This is a genomic window from Hoeflea algicola, from assembly GCF_026619415.1.
Taxonomy (GTDB): Bacteria; Pseudomonadota; Alphaproteobacteria; order Rhizobiales; family Rhizobiaceae; genus Hoeflea; species Hoeflea algicola.
Window position 1 is genome coordinate 2171791 of sequence record NZ_JAOVZR010000001.1, and the last position, 23300, is coordinate 2195090.

The 23300-nt window shown below is 58.2% G+C and carries 20 protein-coding genes, 1 tRNA gene and 1 pseudogene; 9 read left to right on the plus strand and 13 right to left on the minus strand.

The window, feature by feature from the left end; genetic code table 11:
- Positions 1–58: 58 nt before the first annotated feature.
- The 3 genes from OEG84_RS10660 to OEG84_RS10670 are packed head-to-tail and all read right to left on the minus strand — an operon-like array spanning position 59 to position 4722.
- On the minus strand, positions 59–904 hold the full coding sequence (locus OEG84_RS10660; RefSeq protein WP_267656161.1) for a sugar phosphate isomerase/epimerase family protein: 846 nt from the start codon (positions 902–904) through the stop codon (positions 59–61).
- Positions 904–2649 (minus strand): hydantoinase B/oxoprolinase family protein, encoded by a 1746-nt coding sequence (locus OEG84_RS10665; RefSeq protein WP_267653738.1) that lies wholly within the window; start codon positions 2647–2649, stop codon positions 904–906. The genes OEG84_RS10660 and OEG84_RS10665 overlap by 1 nt, the downstream gene beginning before the upstream one ends.
- 18 nt (positions 2650–2667) lie before the next feature.
- Complete coding sequence (locus tag OEG84_RS10670; protein ID WP_267656162.1) at positions 2668–4722, minus strand: hydantoinase/oxoprolinase family protein; 2055 nt, start codon at positions 4720–4722, stop codon at positions 2668–2670.
- 200 nt (positions 4723–4922) lie between these two features.
- Here OEG84_RS10670 and OEG84_RS10675 point away from each other — a divergent pair, with 200 nt between their 5' ends.
- The 3 genes from OEG84_RS10675 to OEG84_RS10685 are packed head-to-tail and all read left to right on the plus strand — an operon-like array spanning position 4923 to position 7479.
- Positions 4923–5894 carry an ABC transporter substrate-binding protein gene (locus OEG84_RS10675; RefSeq protein WP_267653739.1) on the plus strand — a complete coding sequence of 324 codons (972 nt, stop codon included), beginning with the start codon at positions 4923–4925 and terminating at the stop codon, positions 5892–5894.
- Positions 5894–6703 (plus strand): ABC transporter ATP-binding protein, encoded by an 810-nt coding sequence (locus tag OEG84_RS10680; protein WP_425602839.1) that lies wholly within the window; start codon positions 5894–5896, stop codon positions 6701–6703. The genes OEG84_RS10675 and OEG84_RS10680 overlap by 1 nt, the downstream gene beginning before the upstream one ends.
- Positions 6700–7479, plus strand: a complete 780-nt coding sequence (locus OEG84_RS10685; RefSeq protein WP_267653741.1) for an ABC transporter permease — start codon at positions 6700–6702, stop codon at positions 7477–7479. The genes OEG84_RS10680 and OEG84_RS10685 overlap by 4 nt, the downstream gene beginning before the upstream one ends.
- Before the next feature lie 228 nt (positions 7480–7707).
- On the opposite strand, the gene OEG84_RS10690 is transcribed toward OEG84_RS10685, so the two are convergent.
- Complete coding sequence (locus OEG84_RS10690; RefSeq protein WP_267653742.1) at positions 7708–8148, minus strand: hypothetical protein; 441 nt, start codon at positions 8146–8148, stop codon at positions 7708–7710.
- Positions 8149–8194: 46 nt separating this feature from the next.
- Positions 8195–9190, minus strand: coding sequence for a bile acid:sodium symporter family protein (locus OEG84_RS10695; protein ID WP_267653743.1), 996 nt, complete (start codon positions 9188–9190; stop codon positions 8195–8197).
- A gap of 105 nt (positions 9191–9295) precedes the next feature.
- Here OEG84_RS10695 and OEG84_RS10700 point away from each other — a divergent pair, with 105 nt between their 5' ends.
- Positions 9296–10177: a LysR family transcriptional regulator gene (locus OEG84_RS10700; RefSeq protein ID WP_267653744.1), complete on the plus strand. Its 882-nt coding sequence runs from the start codon at positions 9296–9298 to the stop codon at positions 10175–10177.
- A 188-nt stretch (positions 10178–10365) separates the two neighbouring features.
- Here the strand turns inward: OEG84_RS10700 and OEG84_RS10705 are convergent, their stop codons facing one another.
- The 5 genes from OEG84_RS10705 to OEG84_RS10725 form a co-directional block, all read right to left on the minus strand.
- Complete coding sequence (locus OEG84_RS10705; RefSeq protein ID WP_267653745.1) at positions 10366–11253, minus strand: fumarylacetoacetate hydrolase family protein; 888 nt, start codon at positions 11251–11253, stop codon at positions 10366–10368.
- Between the two features lie 50 nt (positions 11254–11303).
- The gene (locus tag OEG84_RS10710) at positions 11304–12827 is read right to left on the minus strand and encodes a tripartite tricarboxylate transporter permease (RefSeq protein ID WP_267653746.1); all 1524 of its coding nucleotides are present in this window, start codon (positions 12825–12827) and stop codon (positions 11304–11306) included.
- Positions 12818–13327 carry a tripartite tricarboxylate transporter TctB family protein gene (locus tag OEG84_RS10715; protein ID WP_267653747.1) on the minus strand — a complete coding sequence of 170 codons (510 nt, stop codon included), beginning with the start codon at positions 13325–13327 and terminating at the stop codon, positions 12818–12820. The genes OEG84_RS10710 and OEG84_RS10715 overlap by 10 nt, the downstream gene beginning before the upstream one ends.
- A gap of 61 nt (positions 13328–13388) precedes the next feature.
- On the minus strand, positions 13389–14423 hold the full coding sequence (locus tag OEG84_RS10720; RefSeq protein ID WP_267653748.1) for a Bug family tripartite tricarboxylate transporter substrate binding protein: 1035 nt from the start codon (positions 14421–14423) through the stop codon (positions 13389–13391).
- A gap of 114 nt (positions 14424–14537) precedes the next feature.
- Positions 14538–15467 (minus strand): alpha/beta hydrolase, encoded by a 930-nt coding sequence (locus OEG84_RS10725; RefSeq protein ID WP_267653749.1) that lies wholly within the window; start codon positions 15465–15467, stop codon positions 14538–14540.
- Between the two features lie 214 nt (positions 15468–15681).
- Here OEG84_RS10725 and OEG84_RS10730 point away from each other — a divergent pair, with 214 nt between their 5' ends.
- The 4 genes from OEG84_RS10730 (at position 15682) to OEG84_RS10745 (ending at position 19751) form a co-directional block, all read left to right on the plus strand.
- Positions 15682–16386 (plus strand): FadR/GntR family transcriptional regulator, encoded by a 705-nt coding sequence (locus OEG84_RS10730; protein ID WP_267653750.1) that lies wholly within the window; start codon positions 15682–15684, stop codon positions 16384–16386.
- A 29-nt stretch (positions 16387–16415) separates the two neighbouring features.
- A complete protein-coding gene (locus OEG84_RS10735; protein WP_267653751.1) occupies positions 16416–17168 on the plus strand; it encodes a TSUP family transporter in 753 nt (250 codons plus the stop codon).
- Positions 17169–17258: 90 nt separating this feature from the next.
- Entirely contained in the window at positions 17259–18329 is a 1071-nt protein-coding gene (locus OEG84_RS10740; RefSeq protein ID WP_267653752.1) for a ketopantoate reductase family protein, read from the plus strand.
- 342 nt (positions 18330–18671) lie between these two features.
- Positions 18672–19751: an enolase C-terminal domain-like protein gene (locus OEG84_RS10745; RefSeq protein WP_267653753.1), complete on the plus strand. Its 1080-nt coding sequence runs from the start codon at positions 18672–18674 to the stop codon at positions 19749–19751.
- 166 nt (positions 19752–19917) lie between these two features.
- Here the strand turns inward: OEG84_RS10745 and OEG84_RS10750 are convergent.
- Positions 19918–20091 (minus strand): annotated as a pseudogene (locus OEG84_RS10750) (IS3 family transposase); the annotation flags it as partial.
- Positions 20092–20715: 624 nt separating this feature from the next.
- Positions 20716–20792: transfer RNA gene (locus OEG84_RS10755), tRNA-Met, on the minus strand.
- Between the two features lie 243 nt (positions 20793–21035).
- Between OEG84_RS10755 and OEG84_RS10760 the strand changes: the two genes are divergently transcribed.
- A complete protein-coding gene (locus OEG84_RS10760) occupies positions 21036–22004 on the plus strand; it encodes a Gfo/Idh/MocA family protein (RefSeq protein WP_267653754.1) in 969 nt (322 codons plus the stop codon).
- A 59-nt stretch (positions 22005–22063) separates the two neighbouring features.
- On the opposite strand, the gene mnmA is transcribed toward OEG84_RS10760, so the two are convergent.
- Positions 22064–23269 carry a tRNA 2-thiouridine(34) synthase MnmA gene (mnmA, locus tag OEG84_RS10765; protein WP_267653755.1) on the minus strand — a complete coding sequence of 402 codons (1206 nt, stop codon included), beginning with the start codon at positions 23267–23269 and terminating at the stop codon, positions 22064–22066.
- Positions 23270–23300: the final 31 nt, after the last annotated feature.

The following is a 23300-nucleotide window of genomic DNA, read 5'->3' on the forward strand; positions in this document are numbered from 1 at the left end:
CAGTCCTCCTTGCGCCCTGCCCGTTCACACCCCGGTTATGCCGAGACGGGCCGGAACATCAAGCATTCTCTTGCACCCGGCGGTTAACCAACGGCGCACAGCGCTCGATCGAAATCCTCACAGTCTCCTCGCCATCACGCTGCCACCAGTCCAGTTTCGAGAAGATTTCGATCTCGAACGGGCCATCATAACCGATCTCGTCCAGCACACGCCGATACTGGGAAAGATCGATCACACCATCGCCGACCATGCCACGATCCTGATAGACGTCGCGGGTGGGAACCAGCCAGTCACAGAGATGAAAGCTCAGGATTCGCTCCGGCCCGGCCTTGCGCAACCCCTCGGCGAACTGAGGGTCCCACCAGCAATGGTAGACATCGGCAACCATGCCGGTTCCCTCGCCAAGGCGGTCACACAGTTCGAGACACTGGGCGAAGGTGTTCAGGCAGGATCTGTCGCCGGCATACATCGGGTGCAGCGGCTCGAGCCCCAGCGCCACACCCGCCGAACGGGCATCGGGCAGAAGGGCTGCTAAAGAGTCCTCGACCCGGTTGCGGGCTGTCACCAGATCCTTTTCACCTGCCGCCAGACCACCAGGCACCACCACCAGGCATTTCGCGCCGATTGCTGCGGCGGCATCAAGACGTCGCCGGTTTTCATCAAGCGCCTTGTCAAAGGCTGCGACGTCGTCGGTGTTGACCCAGGCGCTGGTGCAAAGGCTTGGGACGAAAAGGCCGGCGTCGCGAATCTGCCGCGCGGCCTCTGTCACCCCGGTCGCGTCAAGATAATCGACCCAGACGCCGATGCCGCCGACACCTTGGCGGGCATAGCCTTCGATTGCCTCAGGCAGCGTCCAGTTGCGGGTGGTGATCTGGTTGATGGCAAACCGGCTCAGATCGTCCATCACACCGCCCCGCCTGCGGATACCTTTGCCATCGACGCCCGCAACGTTTCGGTTGCCGCCTGGTTGAGACCCTTCCCTTCGATCACGACACCATAGAACTGGCGCGCATGATCGGTGGTGATCTTGCCATCGAGAACATCTTCAAGAATGGCGTCGAGATTGCGTTCGAGCGGCATGCCGTAGCCGCCACCGCCAGCCTGTTCGTGGCGGATCACATCGCCGGTGCGAACTGTACGCGTGACCTTGCTGTCGAGAAGGTCGAACGCACCATCATCCGAACTCAGCAGATTGCGCGACGCTGCCCCCGGCTCTCCGCCAAACAGACCATAAGGCCGTGTCTCGTAGCGGTCGGCACGCAGCTGCAACACCGCTTCATCAGCCATCAGCCGGTATTGGCGCACCACGCCAAGTCCGCCACGGGTAGCCCCGGCCCCTGCAGAATCCGGACGCAGACCGTATTCCTCGATGCGCACAGGATACGTGGATTCCATTACCTCCACCGGCATGTTGGACATGTTCTGCGAGGGATTGGTAATGGCGTCGATGCCATCCTTGGTGGCGCGGGCGCCGAGCGCGCCATTGATCATGTCGACCATGATGAAGGGTTCGCGCGTGGTCTTGTCGTAACCGCCAAGACAGACAACCGAGTTACCGCCCTCGCCGGCCGCAACCACCTTGCCGGACACGATTTTCGACAGCGCGCCAAGCACCGTGTCTGCCACCCGGTAGCCGGTCAGCGCACGCGCTGCCACCGGCGCAGGGAAATCGGGATTGAGCAGACTGCCTTTCGGAGCACTGACATCGATGCAGCGGTAAACCCCCGAATTGTTGGGCACCTCGCCATCAAGCACGCAGCGGATGGCAAGATAGGTTGCCGATTTGACGAAAGACAGCGTCGAGTTGATGGCACCCTTCACCTGCGGCGAACTGCCGGTAAAATCAACATTGAGCTGGCTGCCCTTGACGGTGATCGTCACCTTGATCGGGATCGCCGCCTTGGAAAAACCGTCGCCGTCAATGTAGTCGGTGAAGCTGTAGTCGCCGTCGGGCCACTCGGAAATCTCGTTACGTGTCAGACGCTCGCCGTAATCGAGGAATTCCCCCAGGAATGAGCGAAACAGTTCCACGCCATATTTATCCACCAGCCGCAGCAATTCTCGCTCGCCCAGCGCGCAGGTTGCCAGCTGTGCCTCGAGATCGCCGATGACGAGATCAGGCAGCCGGACGTTCTTGCGGATGATATCGAACAGCGCCTTGTTCGGCACGCCGCGGTCAAACAGCTTAAGCGGCGGAATGCGCAGACCTTCCTGGAAGATCTCGGTGGAATCGCTGGCGTTGGAACCGGGAACCCGGCCGCCGACATCGCAATGGTGGCAGATCACCACCGAGAACCCGATATGCTCGTCACCGCGAAAGATCGGCTTGAACATGAAAATGTCGGGCAGGTGCATGCCGCCATCATAGGGGTCGTTGAAGATGATCACATCCTCTGGCGCGAGATCATCGCCATAGTGGCGCAGCAATGCCTCCATGGCGTCGGGCACTGCCCCCAGATGCAAGGCAACGGTCTTGGCCTGCGCCAGAATCCGCCCTTCCGCATCGCACATGGTGGTCGAGTAATCGAGAACATCGCGCACGATCGGCGAGCGCGCCGTGCGCATCACCGTATAGGCCATGTCATCGACAATCGACTCCACAGCGCTTTTGAGAACGGCGAAGGTGATGGGATCCAGAGTGGAAGTCATGAAAGTGTCCCTCCTCGCTCAGGCGAGCTCGATGTGGAGATTAAGTTGCGGGTCGACGGTCGCCGTGGCGTTTGGCGGGATCACCACCGTGCTGTCGGAGGCCTCCAGAATGGCCGGCCCCTGCAGCGTCCGCGGGCAGCGCAGGCGCTCATAGACCGGGGTCGAAACCCACCCTTCCTGCTTCCCAAAAAAGACCTCGCGCCATGAGACCGGATCGGTTGCATCCGGCCGGTCGGGGCTGACTTTCTTGAAGTCCAGCTTGCCGGGCAGATACCCGCGTCCTGTTAGCCGTATGCTCACCGCCTCGATGCTGTCGGAGGAGGAATAGCTGTAGATCGACTTGTACATTTCCAGAAACCTGTCGCGCACTGCTGCCGTATCGAACGGCTCACTGAACGGCACCGCCAACGACATTTCCTGACCCCGGAAACGCAGATTGATTTCCGAAATCAGCTCGATCCCGCTTTCGGCAATTCCTTCTTCCAGAAGCGATTTGCGGGCCTGCTGCCGCAGATTTTCGGCAACACGCGAAAGTTCATCAAGGTCGAGCCCGTCGAGAGCCCCGGCAATCGGCGCAATGTAGTAGCGTTCGACATCGCCGGCGAGCATCCCCATGGCGGTAAAGACGCCGGGCGAAGCAGGGATCAGCAAGCGCTTGATCGACAACAATTCGGCGATGCTTGCGGCGTGAACCGGGCCTGAACCGCCAATCGCAACAAGCGTGAAGTCGCGCGGATCGACACCGCGTTCGACGGTGACCGCGCGGATGGCGCGTGCCATGTTGGCATTGGTGACTTCACGGACGCCGTAAGCGGCTTCCACCGCATCCAGCCCCAGCCGGGTTCCGAGTTCCGCACTCAGCGCGTCACGCGCCAGGTCGCTCGAAAGCGACCGCGAACCGCCGGCAATCGAGCCCGGCAGGTAGCCCAGAACCAGGTTGGCATCGGTCACCGTGGGGCGATTTCCGCCCATGTCATAGCACACCGGCCCCGGATCGGCGCCAGCCGAGATCGGGCCGACCTTGATCAATCCGGCGCTATCGAGATGGGCGATCGAGCCGGCGCCGCTGCCGACTTCTGCGACGTCGACCGTCGGCACGCTCATCATGTAGCCGCCGGCCTTGATGAACCGGCTCGGCGTGGAAATGCCGGCCCTGAATTCATACTCGCTGACCCGGCTCAACTCTCCATCGCGCACCAGCGAGGCAGAGGCAGTGGTGCCGCCCATATCGAAAACCACCAGATCCTTCACGCCCAGCGCTGCACCCAGCCGGCCGCCACCGACAACACCGGCTGCCCGCCCCGAGGAGATGAAGAACACCGGCTTTTCACGCGCCGTTGCAGAAGACGCCAGCGCTCCGTTGGAATTGCCAACCAGAAGCGGCGCATTGATGCCGAGGCTGGCGATGCCTTCTTCAAGCTGGGTCAAGTATTTTTCCAGAACCGGAGCCACATAAGCATTCACCACCGTCGTGCTGGTGCGCTCGTATTCCTTGGCTTCGGGCAGCACAGAAACCGAGGCGGTCACCGGAAGATTTGGAAATTCTCGCGCCAGCAGCGACTCTGCCCGCAACTCATGCGCCGGATTGCGGTAGCTGTTGAGGAAACACAACGCCACCGATTCAATTCCTTCGGCGACCAGTTCGCCGGCCACCCGCAGCAATTCGTCCTCATCCATCGGCGTGATGATGCTGCCGTCAAAGGCGATCCGCTCGTTAACTTCCAGTCGATGACGGCGGCGTACCAGCGGCTCCGGTTTTTCCCACTGCAGATCGAACATACCCGGCGTGCGCAGGCGACCGATCTCGAGAACGTCGCGGAATCCCTTGGTGGTGATCAGCCCGGTACGGGCGCCAACCTTCTGTAACAACGTGTTGGAACCGACCGTCGTACCGTGCACGATCTCGTCAATATCAGCAAAACCGACGCCCGATTCAGCGACGATCGCGCGAATCCCCTCGAGCACCGCCATTTCCGGCGCCCGCGGCGTCGAAGCGGTCTTGTTGTGAAACAGACGCCCCTCTGAATCGATCAGCACTAGATCGGTAAATGTGCCGCCAATATCGACGCCGATACGGTTTGATCGACTTTTTTCATCACGTGTCCTTCACGATTTGAGTTGTACCAATTGGTTAGTATAATCGAATTCAAACGTCAAGAAGCCATGCAACACATGGCCTGAAAGCGAATACCGTCTTTTTCTGTTGCGGAACGATATTGCACTATGTAGTCTGAATTTCGTGTTCAATCAAAAATGGGGAACTTGAAATGAAAATGCTTACACGACTTATCTCCGCCGCTTCGGCGCTGGCGCTTTTCGGCGCCGTTGGCTCCGCCACCGCCGAGCCGCTTACCGTCAGGCTGGACTTTTCCCCATGGGGCGTTCACGCCGGAATGCATCTCGCCGAGCAGAACGGCTGGTTCGATGAAGCCGGTCTGGATGTTGACGTTCAGGACGGCCGTGGATCAGGCAACACGCTTCAGCTGGTCAATTCCGATCAGGTCGATGTCGGCCAGATCCAGCTCGGCCTATTGGGCTCCGCCCGCAAGCAGGGCGCCGAGGTTAAATCCTTCGCGGGCTTTCTCAGGCGGACCGATCTGTGCGTTCTCGTCGACAAGGATTCACCGATGTCGACCGTGGCCGACTTGAAGGGCAAAAGCGTTGTCGTGTTTGCCGCAAGTCCCTGGGCGCCTTTCATCGACGCCTTTCTCGCCGGTGGCGGGCTGACCCAAAGCGATGTCGAAATCTTGTTTGTCGACCCGTCTGCCTTGTGGGGCACCTACACGGCCAAGCGCGTGGATGGCCTGATGTCCACCGTCAGTTCGGCCCTGCCCGTGGCCGAAGCCAACCGTCCCTCCAAATGCATCACGCTTGACCAGGCCAACCTGTACTTTCCTAGCTATGGCCTGATCGCCACGGAAAAGACCATCAATGAGCGCGGCGAAGAACTGGCCAAGCTGGTTGCGGTCGAGCAACGCGCCTGGCAAGCAATCAAGGAAGATCTCGAACTCGGCGTCGATGCCATGGTCGCAGCCCGACCCGATGCGAACCTCAACCGTGACGTGCTGCGCGAGCAGATCCGGCTGTCGATCGAATATTTCAACACCCCGGCAACCGAAGACTCGCCGATCGGCTTCCAGGCCAAACAGGACTGGGAAGACGCGCTCAAGGGCATGGAACAGGCCGGAATTATCGATTCAGGCTGGAAGGCGGAAGATTATTACACCAATGATTTCGTCAAGTAATGGCTGAGCCAGAAAGGTACACACTTGTGGCATCAGCAGTACCCAATTTGGCGATCGACCGTGTGGGGAAGGTTTATCCTTCCTCACACGGCGCGGTGACGGCTCTCAAGGACATCAACCTTGCGATCGCTCCCGGCGAATTCGTCAGCATTGTCGGCCCCAGCGGTTGCGGCAAGAGCACTCTCCTGAAATGCGTCGCCGGGTTGGAGCCCATCAGTTCGGGCTCAATTGCGGTTCATGGCAAACCGCTCGACGGCCCGCCCGATGCGCTCGGTGTGGTGTTCCAGCGCGATGTGCTGCTCGACTGGCGAACCATTCTCGACAATGTCTTGCTGCAGGCAGAATTCCTCGGCCATTCAAAGGCCGAATACCGCCCCAAGGCGCAGCAATTGCTCGAACGCTTCGGCCTCAGCGGGTTCGAGGACCGGCACCCCTGGGAGCTTTCCGGCGGCATGCGACAACGCGCCTCGATCTGCCGGGCGCTGTTGTGCGAGCCGGAACTTCTGTTGATGGATGAGCCTTTCGGCGCGCTCGACGCCATGACCCGTGACGACCTCAATGTCGAACTGGCGCGGATCTGGCAAGGCACCAACAAGACAGTCATGTTCATCACTCATTCTATTCCCGAGGCGGTTTTTCTCTCCGACCGGGTGGTCTTGATGTCCCGCAGCCCGGGCGAGATCGTCGACATCATCGATATCGACCTGCCGCGCCCACGCTCGCTGTCGATCCGTGAATCCGCCGCCTTTGGCGACTACACACACCGTATCCGGCATCACTTTGCCGAACTGGGGATTGTTCAGGAATGATCGACTGGATTTACAACAAGCTCGTCTTCGATACCCGCGCCCGCGACGTCATCCTTGTGCTTGCGGTCACCGTTCTGGTCTGGGAATTTGCGGTCTACATCTTCCAGCCGCCGGCGATCCTGCTGCCCGCGCCGTCCGCGATCTGGGCCGATTTCATCTCCACCCCCGGCACCTTCCTGCGCCACATGCTCTACACGCTTTCGACCACCGCCATGGCCTTCGTGCTCTCGGTGGTGCTTGGCGTGGTGCTGTCGATCGGCATCGTCCAGTCGCGACTGCTCGAACGCACCATCTACACCCTGCTTGTGGCGCTCAACTCGGTGCCGAAAGTGGCGCTTGCGCCGCTGTTCGTGATCTGGCTCGGCACCGGCCTCGAGCCGAAACTGGCGGTTGCGGTAATGCTGGCGATCTTTCCCATCGTCATCGACACGGTCCTCGGCCTGCGCTCGGTCGACCCGGACATGCTTAACCTGGCCCGCGCCACCCGCGCCTCCAACTTTCAGGTGCTCTACAAGATCAGGTTGCCCAACGCGCTGCCGAGCCTGTTCGCCGGCATGAAGGTGGCGATCTCGTTTGCACTGGTCGGCGCCATTGTCGGCGAGTTTGTCGCCGGCGGCAACGGTCTGGGCTTCCTCGTGCTTGTCGCCCAGGGCCAGTTCGACACCACCAGGGTGTTCGTCTCGCTGGTGCTGCTGGGCCTGATGGGAACCGTGCTGTTCTACATGGTCGATTTCGCTGAACGACTGATGCTGCCCTGGCACGTGTCACAACGCTGATACGGTTGACAGCCCGCCCGAACACCAGCGGTCCCGAACAACGGGGCCGCTTTTTTGAACAACCGTCCCGAACGGACCGATTGACAGTGACCTAGTGGGATGGTTGCCGCCCATCTCCATACGGCATCGCAATGTGCCAACATGGTGGTCTTATGAGAAACACGTGGGAAAGGACAGCGAGATGAAAGACAAATTGTTTGTGTTTCGGCATGCAAAATTGGATCTGACTCACGTTAGCTGCCGTTTCGGGCGATTGCGGCCGTCCGCTGCAATCTGAAATGCAGCTGCATCGAGCGCGGTCACTGCGGTGCTTGTCTTACGCTCCGTGCGGATGCAGCAGAATACCGTGTTGTGTCCCGACTCGATTTCCTCATGAGTGGTCACTACGACTTCCGCGTCACCGAACCGGGGCGAAAGCGATTGCGGCGCGCGTCGGGTTTCGCCCTGTCCCCATTGCTGGAAGAATTGCAGCAACTCGGCGCAAATTTGTCGATACTCGGAAGCATAGCCGTGCCCGATCGGTCCATGCTCTGTCGCTGGCCTTTGGCGAAACGCTGGCGGTAACCGTGTGCGCTGAAGCATACGGGTAGAACATTCCTTGAAAATCCAGCGGCGGGCCCGGCAATCTGTAAAATGCAGCCGATAGCCCGAAAGCTTCCTGACCAGCAAGCCAGCGTTGCAATTATTCGTTGTTGATTTCCGCACGGGAGTGGTTTCAGGCTCCCTCCCGCACCCCCGACTGATGCTCATCACCTGCGGCATAGCGTTGGGCTATGGCTGCACAGACGAACAATTGGAACTGATGGTAGAGCATCAGCGGCAGGATGATGAGCCCGGTTGCATGACCTGCAAACAGAATATTCACCATAGGAACACCATTGGCCAAGCTTTTCTGCGAGCCGCAAAACAGAAGACTGACCTCGTCTTCACGGCTCAAACCAGCCATTTGGCCCATTCGCCGCACAATCACCATTACCAGAAGCAGCAGGATCAAATCGAGTCCGATCAATAGGGACAGCGTCATGCCGTCAAGCCTCCCCCAGATACCGCCCACGACTCCTGCACTGAAAGCCGAGTAGATGATCAACAGGATCGAGCCGCGGTCGACGGCCATTGTCAGCATCCTGTTCCTTTCAATCCATGCTCCGATCAACGGTCGCAACAGTTGCCCGGCAACGAACGGCAATAACAGCTGCACGAAGATACCGATTACGGCATTCGCATCGAGCTTTATGCCGCTGGTCGACAACAGCACAGCCGCAAAAGCCGGGGTCAGGACAACGCTTAAAACGTTGGAAAGGGAAGCGGCGCAAATAGCTGCGGGTACGTTGCCTCTGGCCATGCCAGTTAACGCAATGGAAGACTGTACGGTCGACGGCAGGATGCAGAGAAAGAGAAAGCCGACGACAAGTTCTTCGGGCAGCCATGAACTGGCAAAGAACGCCAGACCGAAGCCGAGGATCGGGAAAACCACATATGTTGTGAAGACGACCAGTAATTGCAGCTTCCAATTGGAGATACCGGCAACGATAGCCTGCGCCTTCAGTTTGGCGCCGTACAGAAAGAACAAAAGCGCGACCGCCGCGGAGCTGAGGTGGGAAACAAACCTGGCGGCAGAGCCGGATACGGGCAGCACGGTGGCGATCACGACCGTGGCAATCAGCAACAGCATATAGGTGTCGATCGGTAATTTCTTCAGGACGCCGCGCATGACCCCTCCGCTACGGATTGTTGCATGTCACTATATTCTAGGCGCTCTTGCGCTCATTTGACATCGTGATAGCCTGAATATCAGTAATCACAATATGAAATAACCATGTCTCCACACCCGCTGCTTGATCTACCTCCCTCCCTGTTCCGCAGCTTTCTGGCGGTTGCCAACAGCCTGAGTTTCACGGCTGCAGCTGCCCGGCTGGATTTGCGGCAATCCACCATCAGTCAGCACATCAAGAAACTGGAGGACGCGACCGGCCAACGTTTGCTGTTGCGGGACACCCACTCCGTTGCCTTGACCGAAGAAGGCGATGCGATGATGGAAATCGCCCGCAACATCCTTGACGCCAATGACAGATTGGTCAGTTACTTCATCGACAAGGGAACCCGGGAAAGATTGCGTCTCGGCATCTCTGAGGATTTTGCAATGTCGCGACTGGCAAACGTGCTGATCGCGTTCAAACGCCACGATCCGCATGTCGATATTGAACTCACGGTCGGCCTTAGTGGTTATCTTTATCAGCGCTTCGATGCCGGCGATCTGGATGTGATTTTTGTAAAGCGCAAACCCGGCGACCGCCGCGGCAAGATCGCATGGCGCGAGCGCCTTGTATGGATCGCACGCCCGGCATTGCTGCTCCCGCCCAATCTACCCGTGCCGCTTGTGGCATTCGCGCCGCCAAGCATCACCCGGTCGCTGGCAACCGAGACGTTGCAGAAGGCCGGCAGGAGCTGGCGCATCACCTGCAGCAGCGGGAGTATCAGCGGATTGCGCGCAGCGCTTGTCGCGGGGCTCGGCCTGGCTGCTCATTCCGGCCGCCTTGTGCCGAGCGGGCTCGTGCAATTGTCGAACGAGGCCAATCTACCGCAATTGCCCGAGATAGAGTTCGTCGCTATCGGTCCGGGACGGACCCAGCCGCTGGCGATGCGAATGGTCGATATGCTCGTCGAGAATTCAGAGAGCCTTCGCCAGGCAAGGCATTAGAGCATCGTTAGAACACGCGCCGCGTGATACCGAACCTGGGCGACGCGCATTTGTTCCTTGTTATTGCGTGCGGTGATCGCAAAACCGCTGCACATGTTTGCGCGACATGCTTCAAGCCCCAGAGACGTGGTTTATCTCGTAACCACAACCAACGGGTTTGCGAGAGCGCGTTTGCCACTGATGGCTGATCACCCGATCGGGTTTGCCAAAACACCAATGCCCGATATCTCCACCTCCACGTGATCTCCGGGCTGGAGATAGCGCGGTGGAGTGAAGCCGATGCCGACACCTGCCGGTGTACCCGTGGCAATCAGATCGCCCGGCTCCAACGTCATCGATTTCGAAAGCGTTTCGATTAGCCGTGGTATATCGAAGATCAGGTCCTTGACGCTGGCGTTCTGGCGCACTTCGCCGTTTACACGGGTTGTCAGTTGTATGGATCGTATATCGTGCAACTCATCAGCCGTCGTGATCACTGGTCCCATCGGGCAGAACGTGTCCATCGACTTTCCCAGAAACCACTGCTTGTGTTGGCGCTGGATATCGCGAGAGGTCACATCGTTGATGATCGTATAACCGTACACATGTTTCATCGCATCGGTGCTGTTGATGCCGCGTCCGCCGGTCCCGATGACAACGGCCAGTTCGCCTTCATAGTCAACACTACCGGTCGGATCGAGCGCACTTTCCACCGTGTCGCCAGAACCAACGACAGATGTGGTGGCCTTTGTGAAGATAATCGGCACCTCAGGGATCTGCTGACCAGCGGATGAGCTGTCGAAGCCCGAAACCTCGAATTCCCTGGCGTGGGCATAATAGTTTTTGCCGACACAAAAGACATTCCGGCGCGGGCGCGGAAAGGGCGCCAACAGCGCCACATCCGTCGGATCGAGCGGCGTTGGAGAAGAAGCGATGATTGCATCTGCTATCTGGTTGAGAAGAACGGAACCTCCAGCCACGACAGCGTGCATCTCGTCGGGCATGTCAGAATTTAGAATACTGAGCGGGATGATGCCCTCATCAGTCATCACACCAACATGCTCTGCACCGTCCAGTGCGTACGTCACCAGCTTCATAGATTACTACTCCTATTTAAGATTGAGTGGTGCGGGTCCGCGGCCCAGCATTAGTATTGCAGGCCTGCTCTGCGGTCGTTCCTCTGCCTACGCTTCTTGAGAAGCAGCGGCACGATCAGCGTTGCCGCGAGCATTGCCCACAGGATTATGGTGATTGGCGATGAGAAGAAGACGCCGACATCGTTGCCCGAAAGGCGCATCGACAGGATAAAGGATTTCTCGATCAGCGGGCCGAGGATCACGCCGATCAAGATGGCGGCAACATGGTAGCCCGTCTTGCGCGCTATATATCCAATGATCCCGAATACGACTGCAATTGCGATGTCATCCATGAAACCGCGGGGGACAAACGCCCCGACGAGTGTGAATGCAACGATGAGTGGCGCCATGTAATAATTTGGGATCAGCGTGATGCGCGACAGATAGCGTGTCAACGGAAAGATCATGACGAGCATGAAGACATAAGCGACAAACATCGACATGATGACGCCATAGGCCAGCGTCGGGTCCTGCACGAAAAGCCGGGGTCCAAAAGGTATGCCCTGAAATTGCAGTACGACCATCATGACCGCTGCGGTCTCTCCGCCCGGTATCCCGAGCGCTAGCAAGGGAACCATCGCGCCGGTGGTGACGCCATTGTTGGCTGCTTCGGGAGCAATGATTCCTTCTTCGGCCCCGGTGCCAAACTTCTCAGGGGTCTTGGAAAAGGCCCGCGCTTGCTGATAGGCAACAAAGGCAGCGATCGGCGCTCCGGCGCCAGGAAGCACACCGATGACAAGCCCAAGCACGCTGGAGCGCAAGATTAGCCACCAGTGGCGAAAGCAAGCCAAGACATCATGTAGCGCCCGGGACCAACTGGGTGTGACGACATCTTTATTGTCACCCGCAACGGCACCCTTACCCTGTTCGAGCATGATAAACGCTTCGGAAATGGCAAAGAGGCCGATAAGAGCGGGTACCAGTGGAACTCCGTCAAACAGGGAGAGCAAGCCGAAGGTTCCGCGCGGTGTAGCGTAAATGTGGTCGGCGCCCATTGCCCCCAGGAGCAGGCCGAGTGCGCCGGCGATGAGACCCTTGAGCATATCGTCGGCGGCGATGGCGGCGATAAGCGCGAGCCCGAAGAGCATCACCACCACCAGTTCGGGTGAATGCACGTAGTAGCCGATATGAGACAGCAACGGCAAACTCGCAAGGGTGATCAACGAGGTCAGGAGGCCGCCGATCACCGAAGCGGTGAAGCTCAGGGCCAGCGCCTTGGAGGCCAAGCCGCGTTGCGCCATGGGATGCCCGTCGAGCATGGTCGCAGCCGCTCCACCTGTGCCGGGGATGTTCAGCAGGATGGCTGGAATTCCTCCGCCCAGTTGGCTGGCGCAATAGAGCGCCACCATGAACGTCAACGCGACATGCACGTCCAGCACGAGTGTAAGAGGCAGTAACATAATGATCGTGTTGGCGGCGCTGAAACCGGGAATTGCACCCATCAGAACCCCAGCTAACACCGCGGGAATGATGACGTACCACATCGACAAAGAATAAAGTAACAGGTCAAAATAACTGGCGAGGCTCAGATCCATGATTGCACGACCGTAACAAGCTGTTCGAAAGGACCCTGTGGAAAACGCGTGCCAAGGATCAAGATGAAGAAAACCCACCCGCCGATCGCACCGACCGCGGCATAGACCAGCGCTTTGGACCAAGGCCGAAGTCCGGCGAGATAGCTGCCGACAAGCAGAAACACGAAGGTAGTAAGTGTGAAGCCACCCCACGGCACGAGATAGAGATAGCCGAAGACCAGAACCAAGAAGCCCGCGCGCGCGCGGTGTTCCTGAGGTGGGCCGAGCAACTCGGCCACGCGCCAGTCAAACCTGTTGGTGACGATCTGACCGAATGTTCGCAGAAAAAACAGCAGGGCAAAGAATAAAAATAGCCCTGCGAGAACCACTCCGCTCAGTTGAGCCTGGAACGGAAAATTCCAAACCGAAACGATATAATAGACGGCGTACAAGCTTCCAGTAACAGGAATGATGAGTTCCGTTGCTGACGCAGCCCCGACCTTCGCTTCTGGCGATGCCATGTCAATCTCCACTCGTTGGGAAGTAAAGCGAGCCAGCACCGTTGGTTGGCTCGCAATGCTCTCACTTTTTGCCAGTTAGAAGATCGCGATATTTCTTGGCCATATCAGCGAACTGCTGGGCGCTTGCCATTGCGATCTCGCGATCACCCGGATCAATGAAGCTGGCCGGGACGCCTGCCGCTTCGACTGCATTTGCATAGGCCGGATCCTGCAACGTGGCTTGCATACTATCGGCCAGGATCTTCACCTGATCCGGATATGCTTCTACGGCCGCCCCCTGAAGCCCCCATGCGCGCGAAGAGATCATCGGGGGAATGTTCGTGCCGAGCGCCTGGTTGACCGGCGGCGCGTTGTCTGTGCTTCCAGGCACCACGTTCTTGTTGGCGAACACACCAAGCACACGAACCTGATCGCCGAGTACAATGGAGTTGGTCAACGGCAACGCGCAACAATCCGCTTCACCGGTAATTGCCGCCATTGCCGAAGGATTGCCGCCGCCATAAGGCACGAGCGTGAAGTTGGCGCCTGTGGCCTCCCCCATAGCCAGCATACCGATCGAAGCGGGATGGGGCAGACGACTGACCGCGCAGGTAACGGTCCGCTTTTTTGCGGTATCAATCAGGTCTTCGAGAGACTTGATCGGGCTATTGGCACCGACCCAGACGTTCATTGGCTCAGACAGGGTCTGTTCGACATAAACAATGTCGCGACCGACCTCGATCCCGGTTTTCTGTAACTCGAGCATGATAACTTCAGGCCCAAGATTAGCGAACAGCAGGTTGTAGCAATCAGGCTCACTGCTCATGAAGAACCTATAGCCCACCTCGCCGGCCGCGCCCGGGTAGTATCTGAAGTTGAAATTCGTCTTCAGATGGTTACCCCAGATCTTTGTGAAAACCCGGGCGTCGCGGTCAGCGCCACCACCTTCGCCCGTCGGGATAATAATATTGATATCACGGCTCGGGTAACCGGCAGCGAACCCCGGGCGAGCGCCCGCAAATCCGCCGATGCCGACTGCAGCCGTAACAAGCGCGCTGTTTCGCAGAAACCCGCGCCTGCTCATACCCGTATTGCAACTATGGTTATCTTTACGCATTTTCTCCTCCTCCTTTAGAAGTAATTGCCAGATCGGTCAGTCCTTTGCCTTGCTGGATTGGTTTCTCAATGCATATTCACACTGGGCTAAACGCAACTATTTTGATGTATTGGTTTATTTGGTCTTCTTCTCACCAGTGTAGAGCGCAGCAGGTTGTTCGTAGAAGGACTGCAGGATTTGATAGACCATCATGTAATTCTTCTGCTGAAATGAAGCGTGCGAGATACCCTGCATGACACTGAACTGCTTGTTGGGATGAGGCAGTGCGGCGAAGAACTTCAACAGGTCGTCGAAGCTAGCGATACCGTCATACTCGCCGCGCATAACAAGCGTCGGCATGGTGAGTTTGGCCGGATCGGTCAGCGGCAGGTTCGCGCACATATCGACATAAGTGCCGGTCGGCATCGAATCGTCCAACGCCAGGATTGCATCGGCAAACGCCTCGACAACCTTCTCTTCCGCTGTACCAGGATGATCCCGGTTAAAGACCGAATGGACAAAGGCGCGATCTATGGGCCGACGCTTCATGGCTCGAAACGTATCCAGCTTCTTCCGGCGTTCGGCCAGGGTTGGACTGCCCTCGCCTGTCCAAACAAAAGCATCTAATGCAAGCTTTTCAACACGTTCGGGGTGCCTCTCGGCAAACGCTGCGCCCCTAAGCGCACCCGACGAGATCCCGTAGACAAGGAACTTTTCAGCACCCGTCGTTTTCATTATGTAGTCGCTGGCAGCGGACAGATCGTCCGCTCCGTCGGCTATGCTCGCTGCGATGTCCCGGTTCTTGTCCGATCGACCGTAGCCCTCCATGTCGACACACCAGGCGTCAAAGCCCTGAGAGGCGAACCAGTCCATAGCAGAGGACCATGGCCGACCCTCGACCTGCAGGTCAAAGGTTGGTTGCGACGCCATGGAGGAACCGTGGACGAAAAGGACAGTCCCCTTGGGCGTTCCAGAAGGTGCGCGCTTCTGCCAGAGAAAGAGATTGACGTCGCCCTTCCTAGCCCAGTGTTCGACACCGACGACGCTTTGTGCAGTTTCTGCCATGCAGGCCTCCTATCCTTGAAACAAGCTCGCCAGAATCAAGATCGGGGTCACAATTCTGGCCAAATACGAATATTGGTGCTACCATTAAGATCCGTTTGGTTTAAATGGTCAATACCGATTTGGATTTTTTTCCGATTGAACGTGACGCACCTACGCCTTTGCGATAGACATTGGTCCGATCAACATTCAACCATTTGAGGTCTTTGGAATGAGTTTGCCGTCCCTTTCTTTGCAGGACATCGACAGGAAATCTCGAAAACCGTCCCATATCGTTGATGCGGCGATCGAGAAATTCCTGGAGCGGCCGGATATCGGGCCGGGGAGCAAATTGCCGACCGAACGCGCGCTCGCTGCGGAGCTCAACGTTGCGCGCAGCGCGGTGCGGGTAGCGCTGGCGCGGCTGGAATTGCAGGGACGCGTGGTCCGTATTACCGGCAGCGGCACCTATGTCGCGGATCCCGACCCCCTGGCCAAACCCGAAATAAGCACGGCAGCTGGCGATTCGAGCCCGATCGAGATCATGGAGGCACGACTGCTGATCGAACCCTGCCTTGCAGGCCCCGTGGTTGCGCGAGGCAACAGCGCCGATCTTGCCGCGATCCGCCACGCCATGAACCAGGCTGTCGAGGCCGTTGATTTCGAGATGTTTGAATATTGGGACGGTGTATTTCATCACGCAATTGCGGAAGCGACGCACAACCAGCTCCTGATTGACGTCTATCAGACCATCACCACCTCGCGTGAACAGGCCGACTGGGGTGATATGAAGCGCTCCAGTTTCACGGAAGAACGGCGCCAGACCTACAACAGGGAGCATGGCGAAATCATAGCCGCGCTTCAAACGCGAAATACCGCTCGTGCAGAGGCTGCAGTGCGCGCTCACTTGCTGACGGTACGCCATAATCTGCTCGAGCTTTGAGAATTTTTCTTTTCTAAGAGCTTATAATAATGTCACTTCTCGCGATTTCCTTCTTTGCCTTCCTTGCGGTTGGCACGTCCTTTCTGTCTGGCGTTTTCGGTATGGCCGGCGGCATGCTGTTGATGGGAGGGCTACTTTACATGGTGCCTGTGGGCGACGCGATGATCCTGCATGGCCTTACCCAGCTCACCTCGAACGGATGGCGGGCGCTACTCTGGCGACCTTATGTGCGCTGGACGATCATCGCTCGATACGGATTGGGCCTGCTTCTGGCCGGCGCGCTCTTCTCATCCATGGAAATTGTGCCTCAGCAGGAGTTGATCTTCCTTATACTCGGGCTCGTTCCCTTTATCGGCAGAGTTCTTCCGGCACAGTGGGTTCCCCCTGTCAATCAGCGCGCAGGCGCCGAGATCTGCGGCTTTATCGGCACTTCATTCCAGTTGCTGTCCGGTGTCTCCGGACCGATGTTGGACATTTTCTTTATTCGCTCCCCCCTGAACCGCCGTGAAATCGTCGCCACCAAGGCGATGTGTCAGGTCATCACCCACATTTCGAAACTGCTGTATTTTGGCATGCTAATCCGTGGCGAGACCACGGATGTCACGACGCCTCCGGTGATTGCCATTGCTGCGCTTTGCGCTGTGGTCGGGACCATTCTCAGCCGCTCCGTGCTTGACCGGCTGACCGACACCAACTTTCGTCGTTACACTTGGTGGATACTCTACGCGATTGGCACTGCCTACCTCGCGCGCTCGCTGTATTCCCTGATTCAGACAACCTGAAACTCGAACCTTCCGGTCACCTCCGGTCTGCCTTGCAATAACGGCACGCAGAAACACAGAACATATGCGCATTGCGCTGGTTCGGTTTGGTTGACGCAGGGCTACGATTTCACCCATCCAGCCAAACCATCCTTCCAAGGGGAAAAACAGGTACCATTGACAGGACTTTGGTTCGCCTTTATGGATTTTTTGGTTAACCGGTTGGCCAATTATAAGTTCGAGGTGTTGAATATGAAAGTTGCAGTTATGGGCGCCGGTGGCGTCGGAGGATTTTACGGCGCAAAGCTGGCCGAGGCGGGGCATGATGTTTCATTCATCGCGCGTGGCGCCCATCTTGAGGCAATCCGCGAAAAAGGCCTGCTTATCGAGAATATCACCGATGGAACTTCGCAAAAATATGACGTTATGGCGACCGAAAAGCCTGCAGATATAGGCAAGGTCGACTTCCTGCTCTTCGCCGTCAAAATGTGGGATATGGAGGCGGCGATAGAAACCGTGAAGGTCGTTGTCGGTGACAACACGAGCATTCTGTCGCTGCAGAACGGGGTGATAAAGGACATCATTCTCAAACAGCGGTTCGATGAGAAGGCGGTCCTCGGCGGCGTCGGCTATGTGGCGACCGCAATCACACGGCCCGGCGTGGTAGGGCAGACCGGCGACCTCCAGAAAATCACGATCGGCGAATATGACCAATCGGTTTCGGATCGAGTCAGAACCATTGTCGCTAGTTTCGCCTCGACAGGGATCGAAGCCAAGGCCTCAAGCGACATCGAAAAGGTCCTCTGGGAGAAGTACGTATTTCTGGTTGGTCTATCCGCGGCCACCGCCGCAACGCGTTTGCCGATAGGAATACTGCGTAAAACCCCCGAAACCCGCCAGTTGCTGCGCCAGATTATAGCCGAAGCGGTTGCCGTCGGACGGGCGCGCGGGGTCCATTTACCCGAAGACTATGCCGACGACAGGATGCGCTTTGTCGACACACTGCCGGACGCCATGAAAGCATCCATGCTTCACGACCTCGAAGCAGGCAAACCGATGGAGCTTCGTTGGCTAAGTGGCGGCATTGTCGACCTCGGCCGGGAAGTCGGTGTGCCAACGCCGGCCAATGAGTTCATTCTGGCTGTTCTGGCGCCGCTGGCAGAGGGCCCCGCTGCAGCTTGACACCTTTGACCATCTACGGAACCGAGTGCGTTCACCATCACCTAAAAAGGGAAAATGACGCACTGTAGATCCGCAGTACTTCTAGTCACCCGAGGCATAAACAGAGCTGGCTCGCCACTGCGGGAAAGCCACTCCTCAAATGGGCCCGTCGCGATTACCAAGGCATACCCTGAATGGGGCATGCCGGCGGCGCGCCCAAACCGGGAATATGCTGCAGATCACGTCACGAAGCCCCCGGCCATAATGGGGGTTACATCCGGTTACGGGCACATCCGGCCAAAGCAAACCGGCGCGTAGTCATGATTACATCAATTTTTGAATATTTACGAAGGAGTAAATAAAATGCTGACGATAGATGGGGTTAAAACACAATTGATCGAAGTTCCCTTGCGGTTTGTCTTGGGAACAAGCGCGGCTCAAGTAAAGTCCGCCCCCCTTTTGTTGGTAGACCTCTTCACCAAAGAGGGGATCACAGGGCGAACATATCTATTTACATACCGCAGGAGCGGAGGATCCGCGATCGCAGCCTTGCTTGAGGATGCTGTCGAGGTTGTGAAAGGAAAACTCGTCGATCCCGTTGCGATCGGAGCATTGCTGGAACGCAGGTTCGCGCTTCTGGGTGTCGTTGGCACCGCACGTATGGCGCTTGCCGCACTCGATATGGCATTGTGGGATGCCAAGGCGCGCGCGGCCAATCTACCGCTTGCCACGATGCTGGGTTCAAGTCCGAGGCCAATCCTTGCGTATAACTCCTGCGGGCTCGGGTTAATGTCGCCGGAAGCCGCAGCAGACGAAGCCGAGGCCTTGCTGGAAGGCGGCTTCAGCGCGGCAAAGCTGAGGCTCGGATATCCCACGTTGAATGAGGACCTGGCGGTTCTGCGGGCGGTTCGAAACCGTCTTGACGATGAAATCAGGATCATGGTCGATTACAATCAGGCTCTAACGGTCACTGAAGCCCTGCAGCGGGGAAGAGCAATCGAGGCCGAAGGTGCCTATTGGATCGAGGAACCGATCCGTCATGATGATTGGGCGGGTAACCGCAAGATAACCCAGACTCTAAATCTGCCGATGCAGATCGGCGAGAATTTCAACAGCCCGGCGGAATTGGCAGAGGCCTATTCGGAACGCGCCACTGATTGGGTTATGCCAGATGCGGGCCGCATCGGAGGGGTTACGGGATGGATCCATGCTGCCGGCATTGCCGCTGCGCACGGGCTGGAAATGTCCAGCCATCTGCTGCCCGAAGTCAGCGGCCATCTCCTGTGCGCAACACCAACGGCTCACTGGCTTGAATATGTTGACTGGGCGGATGCCATTCTCGTTGATCCGCCGAAGGTCGTAGATGGTTTCTATCACGTACCCAACACGCCCGGGATCGGTATGGAATGGGACCACGAGAAGGTTGAAAAACTCTTGGTCTGAGTGGCAAATGACGAATGGGCCGTAGAGTGGCACCCCAAACCTGAACCTCTCCCGCTGTTTTCGGTGCGAGCGATATGCCGTTTCTTTCGCATCCTGAACCGCCTCAGGTTTTCCGGAGGTTGTTTGGATTGAGTTAAGCGGCCTTGTCTGATCTTTCCAGAGCTGCTCAGAAGCTTGCGTCGGCTTCGGCTTGCGGGATGTTCCCGATGGGTTCCAGCAGGCGGCGGTTGTTAAACCAGTCGACCCATTCGAGGGTGGTGTATTCGACCGCTTCAAAGCTTCGGCCGGGGCCGCGTCGATCGACGACTCCCGCCTTGAACAGGCAGTTGATCGTTTCGGCGCGCCTGCGCTCTCTATGCATCTTGCGGCCGCCTGGACGCAATACACTCCCGACGCCGCACTCTGGCCGCCTCAACTGGATCTTATTGTTATTATTTATATTTCTCACGTTCTTGCGCGTCCATAGTTGAAGAGCATCAATGATATCAAAGAAGGAAATTATTGTTCATATGGTTTTGCAGCAGGAAATACCGCACAATCCCTGATTGATTAACCAGTGGAGACCAGCCGCAGATGTCGCCAATGCTCGGTTCCTCTTCCGACAAGAATGCCTGCGATTACGCAGTTCGACAGTGGCCTCTAAACGGGTAGGTCAAGCTGGACAATCCAGAAGCGGCAAACTCTTCCTTGAGCCTTCGCACCCATCGGGCACCAGACAGCATCACAACTTCGATCTCGGCAAGCCCGCTGCGTGGGGCCACGGCCCCCGATGTGCCCTATTCGGGAAATGTTGGTCACGCCCGAACCATCGCGCTCTGTGCCCGCTCGCCCCAGCCAAGTTCGTTGACTTAACTGAGGCAGGCCAGAAGCCATTCGCAAATGGTAGATAGCAAACATTCAGAAATGTTGGCGACGTGCCCTTGCGGGCAACAAACTCTAAGCATTTTATTTCATTAAAGAAATTTGGTAGCGGGAGAGGGACTCGAACCCCCGACACGCGGATTATGATTCCGCTGCTCTAACCAGCTGAGCTACCCCGCCGCCAGCCGCCGGTGAAAACCGGTCTGGACGGGCGGGATATAAGGGGCGGCGCCTGCCGGTGTCAAGCGTACTTTGGGCTTTTCGACGCCAATTCATCCATAACTCCCGCGCGTGCCGTTTCACGGTCACCGCCGCGTGCCTTGGGGCTTTCGGTCGCGGCCCCGCGCCTTGCCTTGCGTTGCCAACGGGTCTAATTCCGGAGCCATACTCCGCAGCCCCGAGATGACAGGACCAGATCCGCCCATGCAAAGCTCCCCTCCCCCCAACGTCGTGGTCATCGGTTGCGGTTACTGGGGGTCCAACCACGCCCGCACATTGTCCGAGCTCGGCGTGCTCTACGGGGTCGCCGATCGTCATGATGACCGCACCCGGACGCTGGCCACCCGCCATGACGTCAAGCCGCTCAAGCTTGAGACAGTGTTTGACGATCCGGCGATCGATGCTGTGGTGCTGGCGCTGCCGCCGCAATACCATGCCGACACGGCGGTTGCGGCGCTGGAAGCGGGCAAGCATGTGCTGGTCGAAAAACCGATCGCCCTGTCGGTGGCCGATGCCCGGCGCGTGGTCGAGGCCTCGGCACAAAACCCGCATCTGGTTGCCATGACCGGCCATGTGCTGCGCTTCCACCCCGCTTTTGAGGCGCTTGAAGCGATGATCGCCAGGGGCGAGCTCGGCGCGATACGCTACATCCATTCACATCGTGTGGGGCTGGGCAAGTTTCACGCCGAGAACGACGCTTTGTGGGACATTGCCCCGCATGACCTGTCACTGATTCTGGCGATCACCGGCGAAAAGCCGATCAATGTGCGCGGCGTCGGCTCGGCGATTCTCAACCGGCTATCCGATTTTGCGCATCTGCATCTGCAATTTCCCGGCGGCATCCGCAGCCATGTCTTCACCTCGCGGCTCAACCCCTACCGCGAACGCAAGCTCACCGTAATCGGCACCAAGGCGATGGCTGTGTTTGACGATGTCGCGCCCTGGAACCAGAAACTGGCCATCTATCACCACAAATTGTGGGAGGATGAATCCGGCTGGCAATCGGAAATGGTTGATCCGGAATATGTCGACATCGCCGATGGTATGCCGCTGACCCGTGAATGCAGCCATTTCATCGAGTGCATCCGTACCGGTGCCCCATCGCGCACGCGCGTGGCCGATGGTCTGGCGGTGATCGAGATCCTCTCGGAGGGCAGCGTCCGCCACGATTGAAGGCAGCTTCCCGCCCCCGATTGTAAAGTCAGGGGCGGAATTTTCAACGGGAGGCCCGCTCAGGCCGCCGGGCGCAGCAGGGTGGCAAGCATGGCTTCGGCAGCGGGCGAGCGTTCCGAACGGCTGATAAAACCGCCGCCATACACCCGCGCATCGTCACCCGGGGCCGAGTAGAGCACACAGGCCTGCCCCGGCGCGACACCGGCTTCGCCCTCGACGAGCTCGACCGAGATTTCGCCGTCAACGCACCGCAGCACGGCCGGCTTTGGCGGCCGTGTCGAGCGCACCTTGGCAAAGCACTCCAGCCCGTCCGCGCCAAGCTCGGCCAGATCCATATCGCCCAGCCAGTTGACATCGCGCAGCATCAGCCGGCGCGTATCAAGCAGTTCGCGCGGGCCGACAATCACCCGCCGCGAGCGCGCATCGAGATGCACCACATACAACGGGTCTCCAGTTGCCACGCCAATGCCGCGGCGCTGGCCAATGGTGAAATGAACAATGCCGGGGTGCTCGCCCAGCACACGCCCGTCAATATGGACGATCTCGCCGGCCAGCGCCGAATTGGGGCGCAGTTTCTCGATCACGGTGGCGTAATTGCCCTGCGGTACGAAGCAGATGTCCTGGCTGTCGGCCTTCTGCGCTACCGTCAGACCCATTTCCGCAGCGAGCTCCCGGGTGCGGATTTTCGGCAATTCGCCAAGCGGAAAGCGCACGTAATCGAGCTGGTTCTGGGTGGTGGCAAACAGGAAGTAACTCTGGTCGCGGTCCGCATCGACCGGCCGGTAAAGCGCCCGACGGCCCGGATGGCCTGGAACCGGGTTGGCCCGTGAGCGGATATAATGCCCGGTCGCCAGCGCATCGGCGCCCAGATCGCGCGCCGTCGCCAGCAGATCGGCGAATTTGACAGTCTGGTTGCAGGCAACGCAAGGGATTGGCGTTTCGCCCGCCACGTAGCTTTCGGCAAACGGGTTGATCACCGCTTCGCGAAAACGTTTTTCATAATCCAGCACATAATGCGGAATACCGAGCGTTTCGCAGACTCGGCGGGCATCATCGATGTCCTGCCCGGCACAACAGGAGCCGGCCCGGTGCACGGCTGCGCCATGGTCATAAAGCTGCAGCGTCACGCCCAGCACATCATAGCCCTGACGGGCAAGAAGCCCGGCCACGACCGAACTGTCCACGCCGCCAGACATGGCGACCACTACCCGCGTATCGCGCGGATCCTTGTCTATATCGAGATTGTTCACTGTCTTTCCCGTCATTCAACAGCGTTCAAGGCGCTGATCAAGCGGT